The organism is Chryseobacterium antibioticum (genome assembly GCF_012927325.1).
Taxonomy (GTDB): domain Bacteria; phylum Bacteroidota; class Bacteroidia; order Flavobacteriales; family Weeksellaceae; genus Chryseobacterium; species Chryseobacterium antibioticum.
The window spans coordinates 48,585-61,274 of the sequence record NZ_JABBGI010000001.1; the positions used below are offsets into that span (position 1 = coordinate 48,585).

The window sequence follows — 12,690 nt, forward strand, 5'->3', positions numbered from 1 at the left end:
TAAAAATAAGTTAACGTTAAAAACTAATGATTTTTTATTTATATTAGTGAAAAATTCGATTATGAAAAAATCATTACTTTTTTTGCTGGGTATTTCCGGCGTACTTTCCGCACAAATCACACTGACCAAAGGGGCCAACGATCCTTTAGCCGGTGACACTGCAAACAATTACACGATAACAGGAACGGTAGACAATTCTGCTACAGGAGCTAATGCTACCTTTTCAAATGGTAGTTTGGCACAGGGAGCAGCTTCTCCAACGACTTATTCAACACCTTCTTCTGCTGAAATCACAACATTTCCAGGCTCTACAATCAAAATGAGCAGCGGAGGAACCACTATTTTTTATAAAACGTCTGCTACAAAACTGGAAATCACCGGAGTAATAAACCCTGAAGCTACACTAAATTTTTCTGTAGATAATGGGACTTATATGAATTATCCTACCGCTTTCGGAGTACTTCAAAGTGATAACGCTAAAGGAACTTTCACATCATCAGTTGCCAATGGGCTTTTCAGCGGAACAATGGGCACACTGGCTGATGCATACGGAACGTTGATCATCGGCAACAAGACTTACACCAATGTATTGAGAGTAAAATTTACACAAAATTTTAATTTGTACTCATCATTTGATATCACATATTCAAATCCTATCGGCACTTTTACCAATACCGCCTATTCTTATTATGATGGCAGCCACCGATACGCATTGCTGAGTTCTGCAAGTGGAAATATCACAGTTCCTTTACTGGGAATCAATCAGTCTAGTTCAAGTGCAGCAGCATTGGGTGAAACCTTTTTAGCAACTGCCAACACTACAAAAAAAGAAGATTTTATGGTTTATCCTAATCCTGCAAAGGATTTTATCGGATTTAAAGGAAATACAGAAAACTATACAACTGCCAATATCTATAGCCTAGATGGAAAACTGATCAAAACATCACATATACAAGCAGGGAACGTACAGATTTCGGAACTTCCGCCAGCTTCTTATTTTATAGAAATTAAAGGAAAAAATTCTGAAACAAAGAAAAATACTAAGTTTATCAAAAAGTAATTTTTTATCAATAACCAAGAAAGCCGTCCTGCGTCAGGACGGCTTTTTGTATACAATAATGTGCATCTTTCACTGATTTTGCATAGTACTCCAATCACTTTACATTCCGATTTTTTTTTAGAATAACAATATTTCGCCATCCACAACAGAAAAAAAAAAAAAAAAACAACAACCATATCATTATTTTTAAGTTAAAAATCAATTCATATTGAAATATTATTAAATTTTTGCCCACTTTTTGCTGATACCTTTCTACACCACAAAATATAACATCATGAAAAAGCTCCTCATCTTAATACCCTGTTTCTTCTTTTCAGAGGCAGACGCACAGGAAGTCCAGGCTGTTCCCGTCGATAAAATGAATATCATTAAAACCAACGTTACAGCTTATGCATTCAGAAACATCAACCTGTCTTATGAAAGAGCGATTAACCAATGGTTCTCAGTAAATATAGGTTTCGGAACTATGACGCAGGGTAAAGTACCCTTCATCAATGCCTTTTTGAAAGATGAAGATGAGAAAAGATTCCAGAACCTAAAGGTAAAGGCCACGAACTTCACCATTGAACCCAGATTCTACATTGGGAAAGGCTACGGAAAAGGATTTTATTTTACCCCATATTACCGGTATTCCGATGTTTCTTCCAACAGCTTTGATTTCTATTACGATTACGATGCCATTGACGGAAATACCTATCAGATTCCCCTTAAAGGACAGGGAAGCACCAGCGGAAACAGCGGCGGGCTGATGGTGGGTGTACAGTTTTTCCTGACCAGAAGCCAGAATCTGGTCCTTGATTTCTGGATCGCCGGCGCTCATTACGGAAGCGGAAAAGGCGACTTCACGATGACCAGCGACTATGTCCTGACACCGGAAATGCAGGCTCAGCTTAAGAAAGAAATTGAAAATCTGGACATCCCTTTTGTAGATTACACAGTAGAAACCAATGCCAATGGTGCTAAAGTAAAAGTAGACGGGCCCTGGGCAGGTTTCAGAAGCGGCCTGTCGATTGGGTACAGGTTTTAAATCATTAAAAAATACCATTCTTGATTTTCTGAACGGTTTTTTTATATCTTTAAACCGGATAAATTGTTATCCGGTTTTAATACGTTCGCATGAAAATTCTCATCATAGAAGACCATAAAGACCTTGCAGCCAACATCACGGACTACCTTAAAAAGGAAGATTACGTTTGTGAAGTAGCTTCTGATGCGAAAGAAGCTTTAGAAAAAATAGAACTTTTTGAGTACGACTGTATTCTTCTGGATCTTATGCTTCCTGACGGAAACGGACTGGACATTCTGAAGCATATTAAAAACTATACTCCCGGAGCAAGTGTCATTATTGTTTCAGCAAAAAATTCTTTAGATACAAAACTGACTGGATTAGATGACGGAGCTGATGATTATATCACCAAACCATTTTCTTTACCCGAACTTCATTCCAGAATAAAAGCGGTTCTCAGAAGAAAAACACCTGAAGCCAACCGTATTTTAAGCTTTAATGAAATTAAAATCGACCTGGAATCTAAAGAATGCAGGATCAGCGACCAACTGATCAATCTTACCAAAAAAGAACTGAACCTGCTGATCTACTTTATCAACAATCAGAACAGGATGCTTTCCAAGCAGGCTATTGCAAGTCATCTTTGGGGTGATTATACGTACAGCATTGACAATGTGGATTTCGTTTATCAGCATTTAAAAAACTTGAGAAAGAAAGTTATAGATGCCGGTGGAAAAGATTATCTGCAGACCGTTTATGGATTGGGCTATAAATGGATTGATAAATGAATTTAAGTTTCCGTTTTGCCCGAGCATTCACTGTATTGGTATTTTTCGTTCTTATCACAGGTTTTGCTATTCTCTATTTCGCGTTTGAAAGGGCAACGATGCGTTCTGCCATTCTCAAACTTGAGGATTTAAACAGTTACGTAGCACGTAGACTGGAAAGTGATTCCGCTTATGATTATTTAAAATTTCACCACAGGCAGATTCAGGTGAAAATTCTTCCTGTAGATTCTAAAAATTTTAAGGAAAAAATCATTGAAGAGAAATACATCTGGAATAAAAGCATCCAGTCACACATGAACAGGATCACAGTAACCACGTATCCTTTAATTCAGCAGAAAAGGTATGCCATCACCAGTGTAAGATACATTACGATCATTGAAAATAATTTCCTGATGAGCATCATTATGGTCATTGCCTGGATCATGGTCTTTCTTATCATTCTGACCATTATCGTGAGTATTCTGGTTTCTAAAAAAATTCTTGACCCATTTTACCACGCGATAGACGAAATAAAGAAATTCAGTCTGAGAGATAACCGTTCCATGGATCTGATGAAAACAGAAACCGAAGAATTCAAATCCTTGAATACATTTTTACTAAAAATGACCGAAAGCTCCAAAAAAGACTACAACCTCTTAGAGGAACTTTCGGAAAACACGTCTCATGAATTACAAACGCCATTAGCTTCCATCAAAGGGAAAATAGAATTGCTGATGGACAGTGAGCTTTCGGAAAACCAACTGATCACTCTTTCTTCAATGAATGATGAACTGGACAGGCTTTCATCGATTAATCAATCCCTTATTCTCCTCGCCAAGCTGGAACATTTTGAAAAAAACGATTCACAGCTTATTAATTTTTCTGACTTACTTCAGGCAAGGCTTCATTATTTTGAGGATATTTTTGAAATTCAGAATCTTATGGTGACAAAAGAAATTCAAGAGGAGATCTATCTTAATTTTGATAAAAACCTGGCAACGATCGTTATCAATAACCTCATCAATAATTCCAAAAGACACAATATAGAAAACGGAAAAATCTCTGTAACGCTTACAGAAAGCTACTTCCAAATTTCCAATACGGGCAATCCTCCCACTATTCCTACTGAAGAATTATTCAAAAGATTCAAGCGTGGAAACCCCAACCAAAACTCCATTGGAATAGGTTTGGCCCTCGTGAAGAAAATTTTGGAGATTTATGACACCGAAATCTTCTATCAATTTGAAAACAATATACACACTATAAGGATCAATTTCATAAAATAAAACATTGAAATTCAAAAACATAACATCAAATGTTTCAATTTCATGAAAACTTCAGAATTTCTTCAGAATTTATGTATTGTTTAGGTGCAAACAAAAGCGCCAATGAAAAAATTACTAATTATTTTCAGTTTAGCAGTTATACAATATGCATACGGACAGGATACCGTACATGTAAATAAAAGCCCTGAAGAAGTTTCTTCTGAAAAAAATCCTTTAGATGTGGGAGAACTTAAAATAAACCTCAACTCTAAAGGGGACAGATGGCTTAAATTCGGGATTTCCAGTCAGATTTGGCTCCGCAGTATGGATAACAACCCCGGAACATTGGTTAACGGAGTTCCTCAGGAACAAACTTATGATGCCGGGATCCGGAGAATGAGATTAATCATTCAGAGCCAGGTTACGCCTTTTTATTCTGTTTTTTTACAGGTGGGAATTAATAATCAGAGTTTTATTTCAGGTGGTGGAACGGGTACCGGAAACAATGGAGCCGGAAAAAAAGCGCCTTTCTTTTTTCATGATGCGTATAATGAACTGGCCATTATTCCAAGAAATGATTTTCAGACGGGAAAACCGAACAAAAATAACCTTTACTTAGGAGCAGGACTGCATTCATGGAATGGGGTAAGCAGATTAACCAATGCAAGTACCACCAAAATGCTTGCAGGTGATATTCCTGTTTTTAATTTTCCAACGATAGAAATAGCCGACCAGTTTTCAAGACAATTGGGAATTTTTGTACATGGAGAACTGGATCGGATTAATTACCGTTTCAGTGTCAACAAACCTTTTGCCACCAATTTAAAACCTAATGTAGGAGGTGCAGCCGTAGACAATAACCAAAGCGGAAAACTATCTTATTCCGGATATGCATTCTATCAGTTCTTTAACAAAGAAACGACGGTGACTTCCTTCCTTCCCGGAAATAATTTAGCTACAAAAAAAGTTCTGAATCTGGGAGCGGGTTTTTACACAAACAAAAATGGCACCCAATCTCAGCCGTCGGAAAATATTTTTGAATCTCATGATGTCAATATTTTTGGAGCAGATGTTTATACAGAACTTCCGGTAGGAGATAAAAGTAAAGAAATGGGGCTTACGCTGTATTCCGTTTATTACAATTACAACTATGGCCCAGACTATTTAAGAGTAAGCGGTCTTTTGAATCCCGGTACTCCGGATTCAGACTTTACGGGACAAAAAGCACTTGAAGGAGCCGGAAATAACAGGGTTTTGATGGGAACAGGAAACATATGGTTCTCGCAGGTGGGTTTTGTTCTTCCGAAATTCAGTACTATCCTGAAGGTGCAGCCATTTTTCAATTATGCACTTAAAGATATGAAAGCGCTCAATCAAAGTGGAAGCTATTATGACATCGGCGCCAATTTTTATCTGTATGGTCAAAATGCAAGAATCGTTGCTCAATACAGCAGCAGACCGCTTTATGATCCCGCATCCAAAACAGTTTTTGACAGAAAAGGTGAATTTTTGCTGTCTTTTCAAATCGTACTTTAAAAAATTTAATATCTTACTCATATGAATACTACTCAAATTACAACTGCTCAAAGGATCAAGGCCATTGTGGGCGGTTCCGTAGGAAACCTCGTGGAATGGTACGACTGGTACGCCTACGCTGCTTTTGCTATTTACTTTTCCAATTCATTTTTTCCGGATTCTGATCTGAATGCCCAGCTGATGAATACCGCAGGAATATTTGCAGTCGGCTTTCTGATGCGTCCTATCGGAGGCTGGATATTCGGAAGCATTGCTGATAAGGTCGGAAGAAAAAAAGCAATGACCCTTTCAGTCTTGTTAATGTCTTTCGGTTCTCTTCTTATTGCACTGACTCCCACTTATAAAACCATAGGGATTCTGGCACCCGCATTACTATTGATTGCCAGATTATTACAAGGACTAAGTGTCGGCGGAGAATACGGTGTTTCTGCAACGTACCTGAGCGAAATGGCATCCGAAAATCGCAGAGGTTTTTATTCAAGCTTCCAATATGTAACGCTTATAGGCGGGCAATTGATTGCATTGGGAATTCAGTTGATTCTACAGAAACTTCTTTTAACGGAAACTCAGCTCGAAGAATGGGGCTGGAGAATTCCTTTTGTGATCGGAGCATTACTTTCTGTGATTGCCCTATATTTAAGAGCTAACCTTCATGAAACGGAAGCTTTTGAGAACAAAAAAGAGGTGAGCGATAAGAAAAAAGGAACGGTTACAGAACTTCTCAAGCATCCTAAAGCCCTGCTTACCGTAATCGGCCTGACACTAGGTGGAACTCTGGCTTTTTATACGTATACGACCTATATGCAGAAGTTTTTAGTGAACACCGTGCATCTTACCAAAGAGCAATCTACCCTTATTTCATTTATCTCATTATTTATATTTGCTTGCCTGCAGCCTGTATTCGGAGCACTGTCTGATAAGATCGGAAGGAGACCGTTACTTTTAGGTTTTGGAATTCTGGGTACGCTATGTACGGTTCCGCTTCTTACGACTTTAAGTACCACAACTTCAATGTGGACTGCATTTTTCCTGATCATGGCAGCCCTGATCATTGTCAGCGGTTACACTTCCATCAATGCCGTTGTAAAAGCAGAACTTTTCCCTTCTGAAATACGGGCCCTGGGAGTAGGCCTTCCCTATGCTCTTACGGTAGCTATTTTCGGAGGAACGGCAGAATATATCGCTCTATGGTTCAAACAATCAGGAACAGAACAATATTTTTACTGGTATATCACGGGATGTATTTTATTTTCTCTGATCGTGTATGCCGGGATGAAGGATACCAAAGACAACTCCTCACTGGATAAAGATTAAAATAAATAACCTGAGTTCATGATAAGATATTTCTATTTTTAATCATGTCAGGAAGTTTGATAATGACTCCCAGGAAAGTATCGAGGAATATCCTTGTCAAGGTTTAAAACCTTGACAAGGATATCAACAGGAACGTCCAACCTCACCGTTCTTCCGACTTTAAACTCTCTTAACCTTAATCTATCAAATTTAATCAGGTTAATAGATATAACAACTGGGCGCCGCAGAAAATCTGCGGCGCCCAGTTTTATTTTTAATGGTAAGCCTTTTTAAATTTCTCCACCATGCTATCCAGATTATGACGCTGGACATATACACTCTTCACATCCTGATATCTTGGTGACTTGTAAAAAACCTCATGGAAATCCATACTTCCGTTTCCTACTTTCACTACTTTCTGTACATCGATATTCAGTTTTTTCAGTTCGTCTTTAAAGACTTTAAATTCATCTTGTATATTGCTCATTTATATTTTTGGATTTTTAGTTAAAAAATTCAACTTTACACTTTACACCCTTCATTCGCCTGGGGCATGTTCTAAATTTATAATAAAATTAGTGAATTTTTCAATATAACCATCAGGTAAATGCTATTTTTTTATCAAATTTTCGATTTTCATAAGGATTTTACATTTTTTGAGAATAATAAAATAAATTAAAGCTAATAAAATTGTAGAGAAAATCTAGTTAAAAAGCCGATTAATTCAGGAAAAACAATCGAAAAAAACAAATCTTCTTTTGAACAGGATAAACCATTGGGATATGTTGCTTTAGTTCAATATGATCAGGAAAATTGATGGAAAATTTGCTGAAATGGCGCAATGTCGCAATGATTTTTCATGGTATCGCGTTTTGAAGCACAAGAAAATTAAAAATTTTCAGCAAGAGGAAGAAAAATATTGATGGTGATTTTCGGGATTTGAAATTGATCTTTGTGGATCACTTCGTTCCTTGCAATAACAGTGGATTAGCGACAGTTTCAAAATAACAAAACTCTTGTCCCATTATATTTAAACATACTTTTATAAAATAATTTAAAACATTTTGTAACATTTTAAAAAAGACCGTCTCTAAAAGGCAGATTCACATTAAAATTTTATACAATGAAAAAATACAAAATCTTCTTTATTCTGGTATTAGTTTTTGCAGCCGTATGCAATATATTTGGACAAACAAAAACCTATCCTTTTGAAGTAAAAAAGACAGGGAAAGGTAACCAGTCTATCATCTTTATTCCTGGATTTGCTTCTTCCGGAGAGGTATGGAATGACACCGTCACTCAGTTTGACAAGAAATTCTCCTGCTATGTATTAACAATGAAAGGGTTTGCCGGAGTAAAACCATTGGCAGATGCCAATTTTAAAGACTGGGAAAAAGGAATTGCTGAGTATATAAAGGATCAGAAAATTGAAAACCCTATTATCATCGGACATAGTATGGGAGGTAGCCTGGCTATGGCATTAGCGGCAGATTATCCTGAATTGGTTTCAAAAATAGTTGTTGTAGACGCCCTTCCGTGTCTGGCTGCACTGTCGGATCCCAATTTTAAGTCTAAGGAGAATAATGACTGTACCTCAACCATCAATACATTGAAAGCAATGAGTGATGAACAGTTTAAACAAATGCAAACCGGCACTATCCCCCGTCTTGTAGCCGATCCTTCAATGCAGGAAACAGTTATTAACTGGAGCATGAAGTCGGACAGGACAACATTTGCAAAGATGTACTGTGACTTCTCCAATACTGACCTTAGGGAAAAAATACAGACTATTCAGTGTCCCTCCCTTATCCTGCTGGAATCTTATTTTGTAAATTTCAAGCCGGCTATTGAAGGTCAATATAAAAATTTAAAAAGTACAGATATGAGATATGCTTCAAAAGGGCTTCATTTTATCATGTATGACGACAAAGAATGGTACTTTGAACAGTTAAATAACTTTTTATCATCAAAATAATGGCATTTGAAGATATATATGAGCTCTACTGGCAGAAGATATTCCGTTTGTGCATGGGATATGTAAACAATTCTGAACTGGCGCAGGATCTCGCACAGGAAACCTTCATTATTGTTTGGCGCCAGCTTCCAAAATTCAGAAATGAATCCAGCATCGGAACATGGATCTTTAGAATCGCTTCGAATAACTGTTTAAAACAGATCGAAAAGGAGAAAAGATTTACGAAAGCTGATCTTCCTGTTCATCTTGAAGAAAAAAAGCAGGAATCTCTTGAACCGCAGATCCAGATGCTCTATCAGTTTATTTCTGAGCTGCCTGAAACAGACCGTATTATTATTTCTCTGGAACTGGAAGAAGTAAAGCAGGCAGAAATTGCCGGCATTGTGGGACTATCTGAATCCAACATACGGGTAAGGATTCACAGGATAAAAGAAAAATTAACAAAAAGATTCAAAGAAAATGGCTAATAATATAGATTTTAAAAACCTCTGGAAACAACAGACTGTGGAGAAACCCAGCATAGAAGAACTGCTGGGCAGGTTGAAAAAATTCAGGAAAGAAAATATACGTAGATTAATCATTACCAATATTTTGCTGATCGTAACCAGTGTATTTATAGGACTGATCTGGTACCATTACCAGCCTCAACTGGCTACAACTAAAATAGGGATTGTATTGGTCATTCTGGCCATGGTTATTTTCCTGTTCACTTATAACCAGCTGTTTATGAACTTTCATAAACTGGACAGCACCCAGACGAATACAGAATATTTAAACAACCTGTATTCTCTGAATAACAAACAGAAATTTATGCAGACCACCATGCTGAATCTCTACTTCATTATGCTGTTCGCCGGAATAAGTCTATATATGTATGAATATGCTTCAAGAATGAAGATGGTATATACAGTTACTACCTATGCACTCACTTTTTTGTGGATAGCCTTCAACTGGTTTTATTTAAGACCTAAAACCATAAAGAAGCAACAGGCAAAACTTAATGGATTAATTAATAAATTTGAAGAAATTAATGATCAGTTGAAAGATTAACTTCCGGCTGGTATTAAAGCTTATTTTACTCCTATCATTAACAATCTAAAGAATGGAAGACGCCAACAAAAAACACTGGGAGCATGTGTATGAGACCAAAAATCCGGACCAGGTAAGCTGGACACAGGAAAAACCACAGACTTCACTTGATTTCATTCGTTCTTTCGGATTGGGAAAAGAAGCCAGGATCATTGATATAGGAGGCGGAGACAGTCATCTTGTTGATTTTTTACTGGATGAAGGATACAGAAACATCACGGTCCTCGACATTTCGGAAAAAGCTTTGGAAAAAGCAAAAGCAAGATTGGGAAGTGAGGCTGAAAAAGTAAAGTGGATCGTCTCTGACATTACAGAATTTGAAACTGATGAAACCTACGACATCTGGCATGACAGAGCCGCCTTTCATTTTTTAACCACCCCGGAACAGGTCTCAAAATATACCAATACAACTGAAAAAAATGTCAAAGGCTTCATAATTATAGGAACTTTCTCCAAAAACGGCCCGATAAAGTGTAGCGGACTGAATATTCAGCAGTATGATGGCGAATCACTGTCTGCCAATTTTGGAGCAGGTTTTGAAAAAATAAAATGCCTTACAGAAAACCACACCACTCCATTTGGTACGGTACAAAATTTCGTGTTTTGCAGTTTTAAAAAAATATAAATCGCTTGATTAATTTATTTTTTGAATTTTGATAATCTTTTTTTTATTTCTTATTAAAATTAAAATTCCAGAACACACCCTGTTTTTTTTTCATTTACATACCAATTCAATAGTTTTAATGATTTTTTCAAGACAAATAAAGACATTTAAGAAAGAATACATCATAAAAAATAACGATTTATTATTTATTTTATTTATTTTTAACACACCTACAACCTTAATAATATAATATTATGAAAAGACTATTACTAATCATTGTTTCAGGCTTAGCCTGCTCCAATTTTTACTCACAGAAGGTCGAATTCCAGGAGTGTGGAACCGATGAATTGATGCGAAAGCACTATGAAAGGTATCCGGAACAGAAAGCTCAGGATGATGCCTTTAATTTAGAATTATCAAAACTGATCAAAAGCGGGAAATTTTCCAACACTTTAAATAAAAAACAGGTCTATGAAATTCCTGTCGTTGTCCATGTGGTAGGCGACGGAAGTGCTATTGGAACCGTCAATAACAAATCTGATGCAGATATTATAGCATGGGTTAATTATACCAACGGTGTATTTTCGGGAAATGCTTCCAGCGGAATGTCCGGAACCAGTGCGATACTCCCTGTAAAATTTGTTTTTGCCAAAGTAGACCCCAGCTGTAATACCACAAACGGAATCAACAGGATCAATGCTTCCCATCTACCTAAATATGTAAGCGGCGGAGTCAATAATGACAATACGACCAATGCGGTAACGGCTTCTGAAATCACCGCTTTAGGAATGTGGGATACCAGCAAGTATTACAATATTTATGTGGTTAAAAAACTGACTTCCAACTCAGGGGGATTAAACGGATTTGCTTATTATCCGGGAGGCAGTAATGATTATTCTTTCATGTCTACCAATGCTTCTGCAGTCAATGCACAAACTTTAGCCCATGAATTCGGGCATGCCCTTGGTTTACGTCATACTCATGAAGGCTACACTGAATCTACAGGAGCCTGCCCTACCAATACCGACTGCACGCTTCAGGGAGATCTTGTATGTGATACTGAACCGATGAAAAGTCTTTACCACTCTTCTGTTCCAAGTAGCTGCCAAACAGGGCAAATCAATCCTTGTACTACCCAAATATACGCTGGCGGAGAGAAAAATGTTATGGCTTATACCTACTGTTTCAGAAACCTGTTTACACTAGGACAGGCAGACAGAGCCACCGCACAGCTGTTGCAATACAGACAGTCTTTAATCAACTCACCTGTGGCTTCTTCCACAACTCCTAACAACAGCTCTGTTTTAACAGCAACTTGTACTCCTACTTCCATGACGAATCCTGGAAACTTCAACATCGGTGTCACTTCTGTGAAATTTGCCAACATCAATAATTACTCGGCTAATTACAAACAGGCTTCTAATAATTTTTACGAAAACTTTACCGGAAACTACTGTTCTGGCGTATCAAAAACCAATATTCCATCCAATACAGCAACTGCGCTTACTGTTGCACCAGGAACAAGCAATGCCCATATTATAAAAGCTTATATCGATTATAATAACGACGGGCAATTCAATGAAACTACGGAACTTGTGCTTAATCAAAGCGGGATCAGCAGCGGTTCTGTTGCTACGGCATCGGTAACTCCGCCGGCAAGTGCCGTTGCCAATATTCCTTTAAGAATGAGAGTGATTGGAGAATTTAACGGAACAGCAGTTACCGCTTGTTCTACTCCAAAATACGGGCAGGTAGAAGATTATTCAGTGATCATTGACCGCCAGACTGTATTATCTGTAGAAAATACAGGTAAGAAAAATACCACAGAGATTACGAAAGACGAAAATTCTGTATATGTTAAAAGTGACCTGAAAATCTCCACACTGCATATCTACGATGCTTCGGGAAGGCTACTTACCAGCAGGACAGATATAAAATCGTCTGAATTCAGATTCCCTGTCAACGAAAAGAATACGATCTTAACAGTAGCTGTGGTTCTGGAAAACGGAAAAGTAGTCACTAAGAAATTAAAATTTTAAGAAACCCCATTCAAATGGAAAAGAGAGCTCAACGGCTCTCTTTTTGTTTTTATATA

Annotated in this window: 12 protein-coding genes; 11 read left to right on the forward strand and 1 reads right to left on the reverse strand. The window is 37.4% G+C overall.

Annotated elements, in window-relative coordinates; genetic code table 11:
• The first annotated feature begins 61 nt into the window (after positions 1 to 61).
• The 6 genes from HHL23_RS00265 to HHL23_RS00290 all read left to right on the forward strand — a co-directional run bounded on the left by HHL23_RS00265 (position 62) and on the right by HHL23_RS00290 (position 6,948).
• Entirely contained in the window at positions 62 to 1,060 is a 999-nt protein-coding gene (locus tag HHL23_RS00265) for a T9SS type A sorting domain-containing protein (RefSeq protein WP_169232858.1), read from the forward strand.
• A 274-nt stretch (positions 1,061 to 1,334) separates the two neighbouring features.
• Positions 1,335 to 2,087, forward strand: a complete 753-nt coding sequence (locus HHL23_RS00270) for a DUF3575 domain-containing protein (protein ID WP_169232859.1) — start codon at positions 1,335 to 1,337, stop codon at positions 2,085 to 2,087.
• A gap of 89 nt (positions 2,088 to 2,176) precedes the next feature.
• Positions 2,177 to 2,854 (forward strand): response regulator transcription factor, encoded by a 678-nt coding sequence (locus tag HHL23_RS00275; protein WP_169232860.1) that lies wholly within the window; start codon positions 2,177 to 2,179, stop codon positions 2,852 to 2,854.
• Positions 2,851 to 4,119 (forward strand): sensor histidine kinase, encoded by a 1,269-nt coding sequence (locus HHL23_RS00280; protein WP_169232861.1) that lies wholly within the window; start codon positions 2,851 to 2,853, stop codon positions 4,117 to 4,119. The genes HHL23_RS00275 and HHL23_RS00280 overlap by 4 nt, the downstream gene beginning before the upstream one ends.
• A gap of 102 nt (positions 4,120 to 4,221) precedes the next feature.
• Positions 4,222 to 5,634 carry a porin gene (locus tag HHL23_RS00285; protein WP_169232862.1) on the forward strand — a complete coding sequence of 471 codons (1,413 nt, stop codon included), beginning with the start codon at positions 4,222 to 4,224 and terminating at the stop codon, positions 5,632 to 5,634.
• Positions 5,635 to 5,655: 21 nt separating this feature from the next.
• A complete protein-coding gene (locus HHL23_RS00290; RefSeq protein WP_169232863.1) occupies positions 5,656 to 6,948 on the forward strand; it encodes an MFS transporter in 1,293 nt (430 codons plus the stop codon).
• Positions 6,949 to 7,201: 253 nt separating this feature from the next.
• Here the strand turns inward: HHL23_RS00290 and HHL23_RS00295 are convergent, their stop codons facing one another.
• Positions 7,202 to 7,414, reverse strand: coding sequence for a hypothetical protein (locus HHL23_RS00295; RefSeq protein ID WP_169232864.1), 213 nt, complete (start codon positions 7,412 to 7,414; stop codon positions 7,202 to 7,204).
• A 636-nt stretch (positions 7,415 to 8,050) separates the two neighbouring features.
• Here HHL23_RS00295 and HHL23_RS00300 point away from each other — a divergent pair.
• The 5 genes from HHL23_RS00300 to HHL23_RS00320 all read left to right on the forward strand — a co-directional run bounded on the left by HHL23_RS00300 (position 8,051) and on the right by HHL23_RS00320 (position 12,634).
• Complete coding sequence (locus HHL23_RS00300; RefSeq protein ID WP_169232865.1) at positions 8,051 to 8,902, forward strand: alpha/beta fold hydrolase; 852 nt, start codon at positions 8,051 to 8,053, stop codon at positions 8,900 to 8,902.
• The gene (locus HHL23_RS00305) at positions 8,902 to 9,369 is read left to right on the forward strand and encodes an RNA polymerase sigma factor (protein ID WP_169232866.1); all 468 of its coding nucleotides are present in this window, start codon (positions 8,902 to 8,904) and stop codon (positions 9,367 to 9,369) included. The genes HHL23_RS00300 and HHL23_RS00305 overlap by 1 nt, the downstream gene beginning before the upstream one ends.
• On the forward strand, positions 9,362 to 9,952 hold the full coding sequence (locus HHL23_RS00310; RefSeq protein WP_169232867.1) for a hypothetical protein: 591 nt from the start codon (positions 9,362 to 9,364) through the stop codon (positions 9,950 to 9,952). The genes HHL23_RS00305 and HHL23_RS00310 overlap by 8 nt, the downstream gene beginning before the upstream one ends.
• 52 nt (positions 9,953 to 10,004) lie before the next feature.
• Positions 10,005 to 10,616, forward strand: a complete 612-nt coding sequence (locus HHL23_RS00315; RefSeq protein ID WP_169232868.1) for a class I SAM-dependent methyltransferase — start codon at positions 10,005 to 10,007, stop codon at positions 10,614 to 10,616.
• Between the two features lie 233 nt (positions 10,617 to 10,849).
• Positions 10,850 to 12,634, forward strand: a complete 1,785-nt coding sequence (locus HHL23_RS00320; protein WP_169232869.1) for a M43 family zinc metalloprotease — start codon at positions 10,850 to 10,852, stop codon at positions 12,632 to 12,634.
• Positions 12,635 to 12,690: the final 56 nt, after the last annotated feature.